The organism is Pseudomonas sp. Irchel s3b6, from assembly GCF_900187415.1.
In the GTDB taxonomy this organism is placed as follows: domain Bacteria; phylum Pseudomonadota; class Gammaproteobacteria; order Pseudomonadales; family Pseudomonadaceae; genus Aquipseudomonas.
Genome location: NZ_FYDM01000004.1, coordinates 481,542 through 497,380 on the forward strand (window position 1 = coordinate 481,542; position 15,839 = coordinate 497,380).

General features: G+C 60.7%; 15 protein-coding genes, 1 rRNA gene and 1 pseudogene. 7 read left to right on the forward strand and 10 right to left on the reverse strand.

The genetic code is table 11. From position 1 onward, the window contains the following. Window positions 1–91 precede the first annotated feature (91 nt). Entirely contained in the window at window positions 92–1,285 is a 1,194-nt protein-coding gene (locus CKW07_RS10580; protein WP_095144846.1) for a multidrug effflux MFS transporter, read from the forward strand. Window position 1,286: 1 nt separating this feature from the next. Here the strand turns inward: CKW07_RS10580 and CKW07_RS25445 are convergent, their stop codons facing one another. Continuing rightward, on the reverse strand, window positions 1,287–1,457 hold the full coding sequence (locus CKW07_RS25445) for a hypothetical protein (protein ID WP_172736416.1): 171 nt from the start codon (window positions 1,455–1,457) through the stop codon (window positions 1,287–1,289). A 135-nt stretch (window positions 1,458–1,592) separates the two neighbouring features. Further along, window positions 1,593–2,606: a zinc-binding alcohol dehydrogenase family protein gene (locus CKW07_RS10585; RefSeq protein WP_095144847.1), complete on the reverse strand. Its 1,014-nt coding sequence runs from the start codon at window positions 2,604–2,606 to the stop codon at window positions 1,593–1,595. A gap of 117 nt (window positions 2,607–2,723) precedes the next feature. On the opposite strand from CKW07_RS10585, the gene CKW07_RS10590 reads away from it, so the two are divergent. Beyond that, the gene (locus tag CKW07_RS10590) at window positions 2,724–3,653 is read left to right on the forward strand and encodes a LysR family transcriptional regulator (RefSeq protein ID WP_095144848.1); all 930 of its coding nucleotides are present in this window, start codon (window positions 2,724–2,726) and stop codon (window positions 3,651–3,653) included. A gap of 319 nt (window positions 3,654–3,972) precedes the next feature. Beyond that, a complete protein-coding gene (locus CKW07_RS10595; RefSeq protein WP_095144849.1) occupies window positions 3,973–4,707 on the forward strand; it encodes a helix-turn-helix transcriptional regulator in 735 nt (244 codons plus the stop codon). 53 nt (window positions 4,708–4,760) lie between these two features. On the opposite strand, the gene CKW07_RS10600 is transcribed toward CKW07_RS10595, so the two are convergent. The 5 genes and pseudogenes from CKW07_RS10600 to CKW07_RS10620 all read right to left on the reverse strand — a co-directional run bounded on the left by CKW07_RS10600 (window position 4,761) and on the right by CKW07_RS10620 (window position 8,601). Next, window positions 4,761–5,714: an adenosine deaminase gene (locus CKW07_RS10600; protein WP_095144850.1), complete on the reverse strand. Its 954-nt coding sequence runs from the start codon at window positions 5,712–5,714 to the stop codon at window positions 4,761–4,763. Window positions 5,715–5,795: 81 nt separating this feature from the next. Next, window positions 5,796–5,975 (reverse strand): annotated as a pseudogene (locus CKW07_RS10605) (2OG-Fe(II) oxygenase); the annotation flags it as partial. Window positions 5,976–5,993: 18 nt separating this feature from the next. Further along, window positions 5,994–7,352, reverse strand: coding sequence for an 8-oxoguanine deaminase (locus CKW07_RS10610; protein ID WP_095144851.1), 1,359 nt, complete (start codon window positions 7,350–7,352; stop codon window positions 5,994–5,996). Between the two features lie 186 nt (window positions 7,353–7,538). Beyond that, a complete protein-coding gene (locus CKW07_RS10615; RefSeq protein WP_095144852.1) occupies window positions 7,539–8,225 on the reverse strand; it encodes an SDR family oxidoreductase in 687 nt (228 codons plus the stop codon). 25 nt (window positions 8,226–8,250) lie between these two features. Beyond that, complete coding sequence (locus CKW07_RS10620; protein ID WP_095144853.1) at window positions 8,251–8,601, reverse strand: MerR family transcriptional regulator; 351 nt, start codon at window positions 8,599–8,601, stop codon at window positions 8,251–8,253. A gap of 82 nt (window positions 8,602–8,683) precedes the next feature. Here CKW07_RS10620 and CKW07_RS10625 point away from each other — a divergent pair, with 82 nt between their 5' ends. Next, window positions 8,684–9,115: a hypothetical protein gene (locus CKW07_RS10625; protein ID WP_095144854.1), complete on the forward strand. Its 432-nt coding sequence runs from the start codon at window positions 8,684–8,686 to the stop codon at window positions 9,113–9,115. A gap of 524 nt (window positions 9,116–9,639) precedes the next feature. Here the strand turns inward: CKW07_RS10625 and CKW07_RS10630 are convergent. From CKW07_RS10630 to CKW07_RS10640, 3 genes are all read right to left on the reverse strand, one after another. After that, the gene (locus CKW07_RS10630; protein ID WP_095144855.1) at window positions 9,640–10,221 is read right to left on the reverse strand and encodes a YigZ family protein; all 582 of its coding nucleotides are present in this window, start codon (window positions 10,219–10,221) and stop codon (window positions 9,640–9,642) included. Window positions 10,222–10,231: 10 nt separating this feature from the next. After that, a complete protein-coding gene (locus tag CKW07_RS10635) occupies window positions 10,232–10,882 on the reverse strand; it encodes a TetR/AcrR family transcriptional regulator (RefSeq protein ID WP_095144856.1) in 651 nt (216 codons plus the stop codon). A 110-nt stretch (window positions 10,883–10,992) separates the two neighbouring features. Beyond that, window positions 10,993–11,913 carry a LysR family transcriptional regulator gene (locus CKW07_RS10640; protein ID WP_054594143.1) on the reverse strand — a complete coding sequence of 307 codons (921 nt, stop codon included), beginning with the start codon at window positions 11,911–11,913 and terminating at the stop codon, window positions 10,993–10,995. A gap of 139 nt (window positions 11,914–12,052) precedes the next feature. On the opposite strand from CKW07_RS10640, the gene CKW07_RS10645 reads away from it, so the two are divergent. The 3 genes from CKW07_RS10645 to CKW07_RS10660 form a co-directional block, all read left to right on the forward strand. After that, window positions 12,053–13,402 (forward strand): aspartate aminotransferase family protein, encoded by a 1,350-nt coding sequence (locus CKW07_RS10645; protein WP_095144857.1) that lies wholly within the window; start codon window positions 12,053–12,055, stop codon window positions 13,400–13,402. A 75-nt stretch (window positions 13,403–13,477) separates the two neighbouring features. Beyond that, entirely contained in the window at window positions 13,478–14,971 is a 1,494-nt protein-coding gene (locus CKW07_RS10650; protein WP_095144858.1) for a CoA-acylating methylmalonate-semialdehyde dehydrogenase, read from the forward strand. Window positions 14,972–15,553: 582 nt separating this feature from the next. Then, window positions 15,554–15,839 (forward strand): 16S ribosomal RNA (locus CKW07_RS10660); the annotation flags it as partial.

The window sequence follows — 15,839 nt, forward strand, 5'->3', positions numbered from 1 at the left end:
GTTTTTGTTAGTTAGCGAGCTATCGGAATGTTCAAGGCGTTCAGGCGCGGCTAGACTGTCGGGCTGCCGACTGACGTAACCTGGACGCCTGATGAACATCCGTACCATTTTGATTCTTGGCGCCCTGAGCGCTTTCGGGCCGCTGGCCATCGATTTCTATCTGCCGGCTTTTCCGGCCATGGCGGCGGCTTTTGGTACGGACGAGAAGCACGTCCAGCTGACGTTGGCGTCCTACTTTCTCGGCCTGTCGATCGGTCAGTTGGCATACGGCCCGGTGGCTGACCGTTTTGGCCGGCGCATTCCATTGCTGGTGGGCGTTGCCTTGTTCACCCTGGCGTCGCTGGTGTGTGCGTTTGCGCCAAGCCTTGAGTGGTTGATCGGCGCACGTTTTGTCCAGGCCCTGGGCGGTTGTGCAGGGATGGTGATTTCCCGCGCGGTGGTCAGCGACAAGTGCGATGCGGTGGGGTCGGCGAAAGTCTTTTCACAGCTGATGCTGGTGATGGGATTGGCACCGATTCTGGCGCCGATGCTGGGCGGGTTGCTGGTCAACCTGCATGGCTGGCAGTCGATCTTTATCGCATTGACCCTGTTCAGCGCATTGTCGGCCCTGGCGGTGGCGCTGGGGTTGCCGGAAAGCTTGCCGACCAACCAGCCGCGTCAGCCGTTGTCAGGCGCGTTGCGCCAGTACGGTCGGCTGCTTTCGGACAAGGTGTTCCTGGGGCATGCCCTGACCGGTGGCATTGCCATCGCCGGGATGTTTGCCTACATCGCCGGCTCGCCCTTTGTGTTCATCAAGTTGTACGGCGTTCCCCCCGAGCATTTCGGCTGGCTGTTCGGCAGCAACGCGGCGGGGTTCATCCTGGTGGCGCAGCTCAATGCACGGTTGCTGTCCCGGCGTGGACCGGCCTTTCTGCTGTCGCGTACGGTCTGGATCTATCTGACGGCGGGCCTGGCCTTGCTGGCAGTCTGCTCACTGCATACCGAGCAGTTATGGCCAGTGCTGATTCCACTGTTCATCTGCATCTCCAGCCTGGGTTGCATCATTCCCAACGCGTCGGCCTGTGCCATGAGCGGGCAGGGCGCGCGCGCCGGCAGCGCCTCGGCGATGCTCGGCTGTTTGCAGTTCAGCGTGGCCGCCGGAGCGTCAGCGTTGGTGGTGGTGCTGCACGACGGCACGGCGGTGCCCATGGCGATGGTCATCAGCCTGTGCGGGATTCTGGTGGTGAGCGTTGCGATGCTCACCCGTCGACTGCAACTGACCCGGGCAGCACAAACCGTGGCGTGAGTCAGCCAGCCGCGCGTTGTTGGTGTTCCGGGAGGCGATGGGGGGCGTGCAATCTGGCCTCGAGGGTCGAGGTAAAGGCGCGGGCTTCTGCTTCAGAGCGGAAGTTCACTGTCTGGTCGTCCAAACGGACTTGCCATTGGGATTTTGCCAGTTCTTTAATCAGGATCTTCATTGCTGACCTCCGTGCTTAACGATTGCACTGCAGAGGTCACGATTGTAGTCCTGAATCCACTCGCCGTTCTGATGTAGATCAACTCTCTGACTGACGGCAAGCGACCGCGCCTGGCAGGCTGCGATCGCCTGATCCTCAGAAACCTTCGAGCACGATCTTGCCCTTGGACGTGCCGCTTTCCAGCAGTGCGTGGGCCCGACGCAGATTGGCCGCGTTGATGGTACCGAAGTGTTCACCGACGGTGGTTTTCAAGATGCCGGCGTCAATCAGTTCGGCCACCCGGTTCAACAGCTTGTGCTGCTCGAGCATATCGGCGGTTTCGAACAACGAACGGGTGTACATGAATTCCCAGTGCAGCGACAGGCTCTTGCGCTTGAGCTGGGTGATGTCCAGCGCCTTGGGGTCATCGATCAGCGCGAGTTTGCCTTGCGGGGCCAGGGCTTCGACCAGTTGGGCGAAATGCTGATCCGTCTGGGTCAGGCTGGCCACGTGAGTCACCTGTGGATGACCGGCACGCTTGAGTTCGTCACTCAGCGGCTGGCTGTGGTCAATGACCAGGTCGGCACCCAGTTCGCTTACCCAGTTGCGGGTTTGCGGGCGGGAGGCGGTGCCGATGACGGTCAAGGCGGTGAGCTGGCTAGCCAGTTGGGTCAGGATCGAACCCACGCCACCCGCGGCGCCAACGATCAGCAGGCTTTGCCCCTCATCGGTCTTGCCTTCACGCACCTGCAGGCGTTCAAACAGCAGCTCCCAGGCGGTAATCGCGGTCAACGGCAGGGCTGCCGCTTCGGCAAACCCCAGTGAGCGGGGCATGTGGCCGACAATCCGTTCGTCCACCACATGCAATTGACTGTTGCCACCGGCGCGGGCAATGGAGCCGGCGTAGTAGACCTTGTCACCGGGCTTGAACAGGCTTACCTCGCTACCAACGGCCCTGACCACGCCGGCCACATCCCAGCCCAGCACTTTGGCGGTGCCGTCTTCAGGGCAGACGTTCTGGCGAACCTTGGTGTCCACCGGGTTGACGGAGATGGCCTTGACGTCCACCAGCAAGTCCCGTGGGCCGGCGACGGGCTCTGGCAGTTCGATGTCTTGCAGGGCGTCTGGGTCGCTGATGGGCAGGCAGGTGTAGTAGGCGATGGCTTTCATGGCGTGGAAGGCTCGGTTGTCATGGGATGGCACCGATCATTGGCTATTTCTCTTAGAGATAAAAGCCGCTAAAAGAGCAGTCTCTTTCAATGAATCTTTGATAATGCGGGTGAGTGGATGCTGCGTTTCGATGACTTGCAGGTGTTTGTACGGGCCGCCGACCTGGGCAGCCTGTCAGCGGCAGCGCGCGGCATGGACATGTCGGCGGCAGTGGCCAGCGCGGCGTTGAAACGTATCGAGCAGCAACTGGGGGCGCGGTTGTTGGCGCGATCGACCCGCAGCCTGCGCCTGACGGCCGAGGGCGAGGGATTCCTGGAATATGCCCGCGCGGCGCTGAGCCAGTTGGATGAGGGGCGGCGCTTGCTCGCCAGTGGACAGGATCAGGTCAGCGGTGTCTTGCAGTTGTCGGCCCCCTCTGACTTTGGCCGTAATCTGCTGTTGCCGTGGCTGGACGAGTTCCAGCGCGAGCACCCGAAATTGACGGTGCGCCTGCTATTGGCTGACCGGATTGCCGATCTGTTCCGCCAGCCGGTCGACATTGCCCTGCGTTACGGTGAACCGGAAGACTCAAGCCTGGTGGCATTATCCATTGCCCCGGACAATCGCCGGGTGCTGTGCGCCGCCCCGACCTACCTCGCTCGGTGTGGCGAGCCGCGTCAACTGGAGCAACTGGCGCAGCACAATTGCCTGTTGTACATGCTCGGCAGTCGGGTCCATGACCACTGGAGCTTTCATGACGGCAAGCGGGAAGTGAGCCTGACGGTCAGTGGTGATCGTTTCAGTGATGATGCGGATGTGGTGCGGTTATGGGCGCTCGCCGGTGCCGGAATTGCCTATAAGTCCTGGCTGGATGTCGCCGGTGATGTGTTGGCCGGACGTCTGAAGGTGCTGATGCCGGAGTTGTCGGGCGAACGCGCGCCGCTGAATTTGCTGTGCGCCCATCGCGCTCAATTGAGTAAGCCGGTGAACCTGTTACGAGAAATGCTCAAGGGGCGTTGCGCGCAATTAACCGGTCATTTTTCGACAAGATTTGTCGAGCGGCGGTAATCCGCTTCATATAGGGAAATTTCTCGCAGGCGCTATCTCCTTCAACGGTTTCCCGGGGGCAGGAAGCGCCGATCATCGCGCTTATACTAGGCGCCCGCCAGAGTCGGCACTGTTGTCAGCGAACAGGCCAGGCCGTGCTCGAGTCCCCGGATCCTCCCGCGGATCGTTAGCGGCGCGATCTCAGGCTTTCGAAGCAGTTTGTCACAGTAGTTGGTTGTTTAACCCGATTTTTGGCGGATATCACGCCTTGGCCGGCGTCACATTACTGGTCAAGATGTCCTCCGAGCAGTAGACAAATGATTCAACAGGGAGTGAATACATGGAACATGCACCTTGCATCAGCCAGATTGCCGCATTGCTGGCCGACCCAAAGCGTAGCGCGATGATGTGGGCCTTGATGGATGGAACTGCACGGCAATCCGAGGAGCTGGCGTTGCTGGCAGGCCTATCCCAGTCATCGGCCAACGCCCACCTGGGACGTCTGTTCAGCGGCGGACTGTTGAAAGTCGAGGAGCGAGGGCGAAAGCGGCTCTTCCGGCTGGCCGCTCCCGAGATCGGCGCGGCGGTCCAGGCACTGGCCAGCGCCACCCTGGTCAGCTCGCCAGGCAAGATTGCACCTGTGTTCAAGCGCGCCAGTTCGTTGGCCAGTGTCCAGGCGGCGCCCGCTTCGTTGCTGCGTGCCAGGCTCTGTGAGGAACATTTGGGTGGAACCCTGGCGGCAGACCTGTTCCAGCGCCTGCTCGATGCTGGCTGGATCGAACAGCTGGACAAGCGCGTTACGGTGACCCCAAAGGGCGCCAGGCAGTTGGCGACCCAAGGGGTGTTCATTCAGGCATTGGCGCGTAGCCACTCGCACGTGGCCTGCGCTTGCCCTGACTGGAGCGAGCGTCGGCCACATCTGGGCGGCACGCTGGGTGCAGCACTGTTGCAGCTGTTCATACAGTCTGGCTGGTTGAGTTTGCCCAACGACTCCCGAGCCTTGGTGGTGACGGCGGCAGGTGCGCGTGAGCTCGAGCGGTTCGCCAGAGAAACCGAGTTGGAACTGGCGCTCTAGCGATACCCGAGGCTGGCGTCTGTGCTACGGGTACAGACGTCTTGCAGTGCGCCTCAGGGTTTCACCAACCGTGCATCCAGGCTGTTCTGCGCCAGACGCCGGGCCTGGTCCTGGGTCATGCCCAGATGGGTATGCAGGGCATGGAAGTTCTCGGTGACATAACCACCGAAGTACGCCGGGTCATCGGAGTTCACGGTGACCTTCACGCCCCGTTCGAGCATGTCGAGAATGTTGTGCTGGGACATGTGATCGAACACGCACAGCTTGGTGTTGGACAGCGGGCAGACGGTCAGCGGGATCTGTTCGTCGATGATCCGCTGCATCAGGCGCTCGTCTTCGATTGCGCGCACTCCATGATCGATCCGCTGGACTTTCAGCAGGTCAAGGGCTTCCCAGATGTACTCTGGCGGGCCTTCTTCGCCTGCGTGGGCAACGGTCAGGAAACCTTCGCCACGGGCACGATCGAACACGCGCTGGAATTTGCTTGGCGGATGTCCCATCTCGGAACTGTCCAGGCCCACGGCGATAAACGCATCACGGAACGGCAGCGCCTGGTCGAGGGTTTTCTGTGCTTGTTCTTCGCTCAGATGGCGCAGGAAGCTGAGGATCAGACCGCTGGTGATACCCAGTTGCTGTTCGCCGTCCTTGAGTGCGGCGGCGATACCATTGAGCACCACTTCGAACGGCACGCCACGGTCCGTGTGGGTTTGCGGGTCGAAGAAGGGTTCGGTGTGAATCACGTTCTGCGCCTTGCAGCGCAACAGGTAGGCCCACGTCAGGTCGTAGAAATCCTGAGAGGTGCGCAATACGTCGGCGCCCTGGTAATACAGGTCCAGGAATTCCTGCAGATTGTTGAAGGCGTAGGCCTTGCGCAGGGTGTCGACGTCGCTCCACGGCAGGGCGATCTTGTTGCGCTCGGCCAGGGCGAACAGCAGTTCAGGCTCAAGCGAGCCCTCCAGGTGCAAGTGCAGTTCTGCCTTGGGCAGGGCGTTCAGCCAGTCGTACATGCTTGGAATCTCATCAGGTGCAATGGCGCCATTCTACAGAGGCACGTCGCAACAATTGGTAAAACCTGATCAACAGGTTTATCACACGGCGTCCTGTCTCCGCCGATAGGCGCAGGTGTCGGCAAGCCGCGAAGTGTCGGGGTAGGGCTGGGCGAAGAAGAGCATTGAATACCGATCCACGCCCAGCGGGCTGATGACCCGATACGGCGTGGACAGGTACCGGTCATTGCTTCAGCGCGCCATCCTGTCGCCGAGGTTCAGCGCAACGATGGCGTGCGGTCAGACGCCGGCGATCAGTTGCCGTGCGGCCTGGCTGTGATTGGCAATCAAGCCCTTCAGGTCCAGCCCTTCAACCTGGCCGTCGATCACTCGCCATTTGCCGCCAACCATTACCCGGTCCGCGCGATCGGCACCACACAGCAACAACGCCGAGACCGGGTCGTGGCTGCCGGAGAAACGCAGCTCATCCAGTTTGAACAAGGCCAGGTCCGCTTGTTTACCCACGGCCAGTTCGCCAATGTCGGTACGGCCCAACAGTTTCGCTGACCCACGGGTGGCCCAGCCCAATACCCGCTCTGGAGTGATTTTCTCGGCACCATAGCGCAGGCGCTGAATGTACAAGGCCTGACGGGTTTCCAGGATCATGTTCGAGGCATCGTTGGACGCCGAGCCATCCACGCCCAGGCCCACCGGAGCGCCGGCATCGGTCAGCTCCAGAGTTGGGCAGATGCCCGAGGCCAGGCGCATGTTCGAGCTTGGGCAATGGCAGATGCCGGTGCCTGCCGCGCCGAGGCGGGCGATTTCGTCGGGGTTGAAGTGAATGCCATGGGCCAGCCAGGTGCGGGGGCCGAGCCAGCCGACGCTGTCCAGGTAATCCACGGTACGCAGGCCGAAGCGCTGCAGGCAGAAGTCTTCTTCGTCGAGGGTTTCGGCCAGGTGGGTGTGCAGGCGCACGTCGAGCCTGTTCGCCAGTTCGGCGCTGGCGGACATGATTTCGGGGGTGACCGAGAACGGCGAGCAAGGCGCCAGGGCGATCTGGATGTGCGCGCCTTCACCGCGCTCGTGGTACTCGGCGATCAAGCGCTGGCTGTCGGCGAGGATGACTTCGCCTTCCTGCACGGTCTGCTGCGGCGGCAAGCCCCCGTCCTTTTCACCGAGGCTCATCGACCCCCGGGTCAGCATGGCGCGCATCCCCAGCTCGCGTACGGCGTCGACTTGCACGTCGATGGCGTTTTCCAGGCCATCGGGAAACAGGTAATGGTGGTCGGCGGCCGTGGTACACCCCGACAGCAGCAGTTCGGCCAAGGCTACCTTGGTCGCCAGCGCGAGTTTTTCCGGGGTCAGTCGGGCCCAGACCGGGTAGAGGGTTTTCAGCCATGGGAACAACGGCTGGTTGACCACCGGTGCCCAGGCGCGGGTCAGGGTCTGATAGAAATGGTGGTGGGTGTTGATCAGCCCCGGCAGGATCACGTGCTCGCGGGCATCGAAGACCTGTGCGCAGGGAGTGGCCGGTTGCTGGCCTTGCTTGAGTACTTCGACGATCACGCCGTCTTGCAGCACCAGGCCGCCACGGGCATCGAGGTCGTTGGCCGTGAAGATGGCGAGAGGGTTTTTTAACCAGGTACGGGTCGCGGGCATTTTGCCGGCTCCTCTGAAAGTTGGGTTCAGGTTCGCCAGCTCAGTGTTGCCCTGTCTGCTGATCCAGGGTCGCCGCGGGGGACGAGGTGCGCAGTTTCGATCAAAAGTGCGTTGCGGGCAAGCCTGGCCCGACAGGACGATGAGTACCTGTGGGCGCAAACGTGCCCCCACAGGGGATGGCGATGTTTACCAGGGAATGGTCTCGCCCTTGTAATTGATGAAGTGATGCCCACCCTTGCCGGCGTAGTCATTGACCTGATCCACCAGCCCACGGGTGCTGGTTTCCACATCCAGGTCGGCCCCTTCACCGCCCATATCGGTCTTCACCCAGCCCGGATGCAGCGACAGCACGGTCAGTTGCTGCTCGCCCAGTTGGCTGACGAAGCTGTTGGTCATCGAGTTCAGCGCGGCCTTGCTGGCCTTGTACAGCGCCAGTTCCGGGGCGTCAGGCATGGTCACGCTGCCCAGTACCGAACTCATGAACGCTAGCACGCCGCTGCCTTCGCGGATCTGTCCGACAAAACGCTGGGCCAGGTTGATCGGCGCCACGGCGTTGGTGAAGAACAACTGACCGACTTCGGCCAGTGTCGCGCCACCGGGTGTCTGTACGGCGGGGCCCTTGACGCCGGCGTTGACGAACAGCAGATCGAACACCTGGCCCTTGAGTTGTTGGCTGAGGGCGATCACCGCTTGTTGATCGTCCATGTCGAGCTTCTCGATGCGTACGTCACCCAGCGCCTGCAGTGCCTCGGCGTTGTGCGGGTCGCGCACGGTGGCGGTGACTTGCCAGCCGTCGGCCAACAGAGTCTTCACCAGCCCGAGGCCCAGGCCCCGGGAGGCGCCGATGATCAATGCGGTTTTTGCCGTGGACATGAATGGCTTCCTTGAGAAAAGAGGGTCATGGGTTCAGTGGACAAGGTTGTCCCAGCCGTTGTTGCAGTTCAAGACGCAACTCACCGAGTTCGGCGATGCGGGTTTCGATGAGCGCCAGTTTGTCCTGGAGGAGTTGCGTCACCGCGTTTTCCGGATCCTTGGCGTGCCAGAGCGCGGCGACACTGCTGCCGATCTCGCCAAGGGTAAAGCCCAGGCGTTGGGCAGTCTTGATGTAGAGCACCAGTTGTAGCATTTCCTCGGGGTAGTCGCGGTAGCCATTGGCGCTGCGTTGGGCGGCGATCAGCCCGCGCTGCTCGTAGAAGCGCAGGGTATCGCGGCTGACGGCGCTGGCCAGGGCTAGTTCACCGATACGCATTGTCGAGACTCCAGGGGGGTTGACCTTCGAGCATAGTCCAGGCTTTAGCCTTGGTGCTCCTTGAATCATTGGAGTGAGCGAAATGTGGACGACTGAACAGTATCGCCGACTGGTACGCGGCAGCGCCTGGTACGACCTGATCGTGATGGCAGCATTTGTCACGCCCTGGAGTTTCAGCGCGTTGCACGGCCTGTTGTCGGCCCTGAACCAGGCGCTCGGCCTGCCCGGAAGTTTTCCTCCGTTCGAACCGACGCACTTGCTGATGGCGAATCTGTTGGGCTCGATTGTCTGCGTCTGGTCGGTGCTGCGGATTCGTGATCCACAGCCGCTGTATGGTCGCTATGACGCAGTTGGTCGGTTTCTGTTTTCGGCCTGGCAGGTCTATGCCTTGCTCCATGGCGCAACATTGTTGCTGGCGGTTTTTCTGGTCTTCGAGTTGGCGTGGGGCGTTGCCCAGGCATTGCCTGTGAAGCAGGCATCACGGACAAGCCTCGTGCCTGGAGGGGCACACTGACCGCAGGCACCCAAGGCTTGTTTCGAATGCCCGGCCTGCCCCGGCGCATACAAACGTGTGCGCACGGCGCCGCGGTTTCGTTCAAGCGCGTGCGGCATTTTGCATCCGCAGGTGGCACCACTTCGGGGCGAGGTGCGAGATTGGCTGCAGGATGGATCCTGTAATGTTTGGTTAAAAAATGATCATTCGGCTGCAGCCTATGCTGGCCATGCCACTGCGCGAGGCATGAACGGGTTATCCACAGGTTGCTCCACAGTAATTGTGCGCAAGCCAAAGGCCTGGGCATAAGCACTGGAGGGCTTTGTTCTAAAGGTGCTAAACCGTTCCAAGCCATTGTTTTTCGATGGAATTGAAAGGTTTGAAATGATTCTGGTCAAAAAACGATCAATCTCCGCGAGGCCACGTGTCAGAAGGGTTACAGCGCTGTGTGCTCAGGTTATCCACAGTCGGGTGCACAGCGGCTGTGGGCAAGTGCTGGCGAAGTTGGCATGCCCGCGTTGCCCCAAAACATGGCGGGCGGTTGTTCAGCGCTGTAACACAATCCGCCCGCGACTCAGGCCGGCCAATTGCTCCTGCAAGGTCTGGATCTGTGTTTCGCCCACGGCCAGTTGCAGGTCCACGCCGTTTGCGGTGAACGTCTCGTCCACCACCAGGCCACCCAGTTCGGCGACGCGCAGCTTGACCAATGCCAGCTCGCTGAAGCCACAGGCACAGCTGAGCGGCACGCGGCTGATCAGCTCGATTTTCGCGGCGCCTTGCAGGCACTTGTTGGCGCTGCCGCCATAGGCCCTGGCGAGGCCACCGGTGCCCAGTTGGATACCGCCGTACCAGCGAATCACCAGCACCGCGACCTGGTCACAGTCCTGCGCCTCGATGGCGGCGAGTATCGGCCGACCGGCGGTGCCACCGGGCTCGCCGTCATCGCTGCTGCGGTATTGGTCGGCGAGTTTCCAGGCCCAGCAATTGTGCGAAGCGTTCAGGTCACTGTGCTGTTCGATAAAGGCCTGCGCCTCGGCGGCGGTGGTGATCGGCGCCGCGAGAGCAATGAAGCGGCTTTTGCGAATCTCTTCGCGATATTCGCAAAGTCCTTCGAGGGTAAAAGGCATGGCGTGGGTCTTAAATGGCAGGCGTGAGGCCGCAGCCTTTGAGAATGATACGGATCAGATTGTTGCCGGCGTCTTCCATGTCCTGTTTGGTCAGTTTGCTGCGACCGGTGACGCGGCAGATTTGCGTGGCGAAGTCGGCATAGTGCTGGGTGCTGCCCCACAACAGGAAGATCAGGTTCACTGGGTCGACGGGGTCCATTTTGCCGGCGTCGATCCAGGCCTGGAACACGCGTGCACGGCCCAGGAACCAGGCGCGGTAGTCCTGGTCGAAATACTCGGTCAGGCATTCGCCGCCGCTGATGACTTCCATGGCGAACACGCGCGAAGCCTGCGGCTGGCGGCGCGAGAACTCCATCTTGGCGCGGATATAGCGGGTCAGCGCTTCGCTCGGATCGTCCTCGGCCGTCAGGGTGTTGAAGGTGCTGTCCCACAGCTGGACGATGTTGCTCAACACCGCGATGTACAGGCCGAGCTTGTTGGTGAAGTAGTAATGCAGGTTGGCCTTGGGCAGCCCGGCATTCTGCGCGATGGTGTTCATGCTGGTGCCTTTGAAGCCGTGGCGCGCGAATTCGACTTCGGCGGCCTTGAGTATCGCTTCTTCGTTTTTCTGGCGAATGCGGCTGGCGGGTTTACCGGCGTGGGCAGGGACTTCAAGGGTCATGGACGTTTCCGGGCAGGTCAGTGGGGGCGCCTGTGCGTTGATAACGCACCCACGGGAATCCGACAAGCCTTGTCGCGACAAAAGCGCTCAGGCGCGCAAGTTCCAGGCCGTCAGCGTGTCGCCGCCAGGCTCTCCAGGAAACTTTCCAACACCAGATGCGGGCGTCGGCCCTTGCGTGTGACCGATGCCAGGCTCAGGTCATAGAAGCGGGTGTCGGGCTTGAGCGCGCGCAGGCGCCCCTGCTGGACCCACAGGCTGGCGTAGTGATCCGGCAGGTAGCCGATGTAGCGTCCAGTCAGAATGAGAAACGCCATGCCCTCGCGGTCCGAGGCGCTGGCGGTGCAGTTGAGCGCCTGGTAATGGGCCTGGATCTCGGCTGGTAAACGGAAGGTCGGGGCAATGGCGTCCTGGCTGTTGAGGCGTTCATCGTCCAGTTGCTTGTCGTCGACATAAAACAGCGGGTGGCCGACGGCGCAATAGAGTAGCGAGCGCTCGCTGTACAGCGGCTGGTACTCAAGACCCGACAAGGCACTGGCCTGGGGCACCACGCCGACATGCAGGCGGCCGTCGAGCACGCCTTGCTCGACTTCATTGGGGGCGATCATGCGGATCTGGATCTGCACATCCGGCCCGCGCTCCTTCAATTGCGCCAGGGCGTGGGTGATGCGCATGTGGGGCAGGGTCACCAGGTTGTCGGTCAGGCCGATGGTCAACTCGCCGCGCAAGTGCTGGTGCAGGCCGTTGACCTCGGTACGGAAACTTTCCAGGGCACTTAGCAATTGCAACGCCGATTGATAGACCTCACGGCCTTCCTCCGTCAGTGAGAATCCTGCGCGGCCACGCTGGCACAGGCGCAGGCCGAGGCGTTGTTCGAGATCGCTCATCTGCTGGCTGATGGCCGAGCGACCGATGCCGAGCACGCTTTCGGCCGCGGAGAAACCACCGCATTCGACCACGCTGCGAAAGATCCGTAGCAGGCGGATATCAAAGTCGCTGACTTGCGCCAGTGGATCGGGTCGACGGCTGCTCATGTGGCTTACTCAAAAGTTTAGTGGGTGGCTGACTGAAGGTTATAAAAGTTGGATTTCACAGACTTTATCCCCGTGGCAATTTAGCTGCAACAGCGCTTTTTAATCCCTACGCCGCTTTTTGCCTTGCGAGGTTTTGCCCATGAACTTGCCTGAAAACGCCCCGACATCCCTGGCCAGCCAGCTCAAGCTCGATGCTCACTGGATGCCGTACACCGCCAACCGCAACTTTCAGCGTGACCCGCGCCTGATCGTGGGGGCTGAAGGCAGCTGGCTGATCGACGACAAGGGGCGCAAAGTCTATGACTCGCTGTCCGGTCTGTGGACCTGCGGCGCCGGGCATACCCGCAAGGAAATCCAGGAGGCGGTGGCCAAGCAACTGGGCACCCTCGATTACTCGCCAGGCTTCCAGTACGGTCACCCGCTGTCGTTCCAGCTGGCTGAGAAAATTACCGCGCTGACGCCGGGCAACCTGAACCATGTGTTCTTCACGGACTCCGGTTCCGAGTGCGCCGATACCGCGGTGAAGATGGTTCGTGCCTACTGGCGTCTGAAAGGCCAGGCGACCAAGACCAAGATGATCGGTCGTGCCCGTGGCTACCACGGTGTGAACATCGCCGGCACCAGCCTGGGTGGCGTCAACGGCAACCGCAAGCTGTTTGGCCAGGCAATGATGGACGTCGATCATCTGCCGCACACGTTGCTGGCCAGCAATGCCTACTCCCGCGGCATGCCGGAGCAGGGCGGTATTGCCCTGGCTGACGAGCTGCTCAAGTTGATCGAACTGCATGACGCGTCGAACATCGCGGCAGTGTTCGTCGAGCCACTGGCCGGTTCCGCCGGTGTGCTGGTGCCGCCTCAGGGCTACCTCAAGCGCCTGCGCGAAATCTGCGATCAGCACAACATCCTGCTGGTGTTCGACGAAGTGATCACCGGTTTCGGCCGTACCGGTGCGATGTTCGGTGCCGACAGCTTTGGCGTGACCCCGGACCTGATGTGCATTGCCAAGCAAGTGACCAACGGTGCCATCCCGATGGGCGCGGTCATTGCCAGCTCCGAGATCTACCAGACCTTCATGAACCAGGCGACGCCGGAATACGCAGTGGAATTCCCCCACGGCTACACCTACTCGGCGCACCCGGTGGCTTGCGCCGCTGGTCTGGCGGCACTCGACCTGCTGCAAAAGGAAAACCTGGTGCAGAGCGTGGCCGAGGTGGCCCCGCATTTCGAGAATGCACTGCACGGCCTCAAGGGTTCGAAGAACGTCATCGACATCCGTAACTACGGCCTGGCCGGTGCAATCCAGATTGCCGGGCGCGACGGCGATGCAATCGTGCGCCCATTCGAGGCAGGCATGGCGCTGTGGAAAGCCGGCTTCTATGTGCGCTTTGGCGGCGACACTCTGCAATTCGGCCCAACCTTCAACAGCAAGCCGCAAGACCTCGATCGTCTGTTCGACGCGGTCGGCGAAGTGCTGAACAAGATCGACTGATTCCTCCTTCTATATAAGTACAAACAGCAGGCGCCCGGTGACGGGCGCGTGTGGACAATTTTTCAGGAGCCCCGCATGAGCCTCATCCCGCATTTGATCAATGGTGAACTGGTGACCGACCACGGTCGCAGCGCTGACGTGTTCAACCCGTCCACCGGCCAGCCGATCCATAAAGTGCCATTGGCCAGTCGCGAAACCATTCAACAGGCCATCGATGCCGCCAAGGCAGCGTTCCCGGCCTGGCGCAACACGCCGGCGGCCAAGCGGGCCCAGGTGATGTTCCGCTTCAAGCAATTGCTGGAGCAGAACGAAGCGCGCATCTCGCAGTTGATCAGCGAAGAGCATGGCAAGACCCTGGAGGATGCAGCGGGTGAACTGAAGCGCGGGATCGAGAACGTCGAATTTGCCTGTGCCGCTCCGGAAATCCTCAAGGGCGAATACAGCCGTAACGTCGGCCCGAACATTGATGCCTGGTCCGACTTCCAGCCGCTGGGCGTCGTGGCCGGTATCACGCCGTTCAACTTCCCGGCCATGGTGCCGCTGTGGATGTACCCGCTGGCGATCGTCTGCGGTAACTGCTTCATCCTCAAGCCGTCCGAGCGTGATCCAAGCTCGACGCTGCTGATCGCACAGCTGTTGCTGGAAGCCGGTTTGCCAAAAGGCGTGATGAACGTGGTGCATGGCGACAAGTCCGCGGTGGACGCGCTGATCGAAGCGCCGGAAGTCAAAGCCTTGAGCTTCGTCGGTTCGACGCCGATTGCCGAGTACATCTATGCCGAAGGCACCAAGCGCGGCAAGCGTGTTCAGGCATTGGGCGGCGCGAAGAACCACGCGGTGCTGATGCCGGATGCGGACCTGGACAATGCCGTGAGCGCACTGATGGGGGCCGCTTACGGTTCTTGTGGCGAGCGCTGCATGGCGATCTCGGTGGCCGTGTGCGTCGGTGACCAGGTGGCGGATGCCCTGGTGGCCAAGCTGGTGCCGCAGATCAAGGCACTGAAAATCGGTGCTGGCACCTCTTGCGGCCTGGACATGGGGCCGTTGGTGACCGGTCAGGCGCGCGACAAAGTCAGCGGGTATGTGGATGACGGCGTCGTGGCCGGTGCCACCCTGGTGGTCGATGGTCGTGGCCTGAGCGTTGCCGGCCATGAGGAAGGCTTCTTCCTGGGTGGGTGCCTGTTCGACAATGTCACTCCCGAGATGCGTATCTATAAAGAAGAGATCTTTGGGCCGGTACTGTGCGTCGTTCGGGTCAATAGCCTGGAAGAGGCGATGCAGCTAATCAACGATCACGAATACGGCAACGGCACCTGCATCTTCACCCGTGACGGTGAAGCAGCGCGGTTGTTCTGTGACGAGATCGAAGTGGGCATGGTGGGCGTGAACGTTCCATTGCCGGTGCCTGTGGCCTACCACAGCTTTGGCGGCTGGAAGCGTTCGCTGTTTGGCGACCTGCATGCCTATGGCCCGGATGGGGTGCGCTTCTATACCCGTCGCAAGGCGATCACCCAGCGCTGGCCACAGCGTGCCAGCCATGAAGCGTCGCAGTTCGCATTCCCTAGCTTGTAAGTAGAAGGGTAGAAGGCCGGCCCCTCTCTTATGGAAGAGGAGGGCCGGCCTTCGTGTTTTCGGGTGTATTTGATCAATATGACAGTTTTATGAAATTAGCAGTTGACGGCGAATTTTATCTGTCTATAATTCGCCCCACTTCCGGCGCAGTCGAAACGGAAAGCTCCTTGGTAAACAATGAGTTATGAAGTTTTCGGCAGCGGGTTACTTCAGGTCATCGAAGCCAAAAGGAAGTTGAAAAAGAGGTGTTGACAGCAGTGTGTAACGCTGTAGAATCCGCCTCCCGCTGACGAGAGATCGAAAGCGCAAGTGGTTGAAGTTGCAAAGGATTCTTTGAAAACTTCTGAAAATAACCACTTGACAGCAACAGAGGCTGCTGTAGAATGCGCCGCTCGGTTGAGATGAAAGATCTTAACCAACCGCTCTTTAACAACTGAATCAAGCAATTCGTGTGGGTGCTTGTGCAGTCAGACTGATAGTCAACAAGATTATCAGCATCACAAGTTACTCCGCGAGAAATCAAAGATGTAACCAACGATTGCTGAGCCAAGTTTAGGGTTTCTTAAAAACCCAAAGATGTTTGAACTGAAGAGTTTGATCATGGCTCAGATTGAACGCTGGCGGCAGGCCTAACACATGCAAGTCGAGCGGTAGAGAGGTGCTTGCATCTCTTGAGAGCGGCGGACGGGTGAGTAATGCCTAGGAATCTGCCTGGTAGTGGGGGATAACGCTCGGAAACGGACGCTAATACCGCATACGTCCTACGGGAGAAAGCAGGGGACCTTCGGGCCTTGCGCTATCAGATGAGCCTAGGTCGGATTAGCTAGTTGGTGAGGTAATGGCTCACCAAGGCGACGATCCGTAACTG